Annotated in this window: 1 protein-coding gene; it reads left to right on the top strand. The window is 33.9% G+C overall.

Features of this window, described 5'->3' with window-relative positions; genetic code table 11:
• On the top strand, positions 1-251 hold a 251-nt coding region (locus ACWA1B_RS23195; RefSeq protein WP_456911029.1), incomplete at both ends, for a serine hydrolase.

The raw sequence follows: 251 nt of genomic DNA, 5'->3' as shown, positions 1-251 counted from the left end.
CTGCGTCTTATAATACGATTTGGAACGTCGCTTCTTTGACAAAACCAATAACTGCAATAATTGCTTTGAAATTAGTTTCTCAAGGAAAATGGAATTTAGACGAATCACTTGATAAATATTGGATCGATCCGGATATTAAAAACAACCCAGACCATAAATTATTAACCACTAGAATTATTCTGAGCCACCAAACGGGTTTTCCGAATTGGAGGTCTTTTAACGAATCTAAAAAACTGGATTTTAAGTTCAAG

It is taken from the genome of Flavobacterium xizangense (genome assembly GCF_054075145.1).
This window is presented reverse-complemented; position numbering and strand designations above follow the sequence as displayed.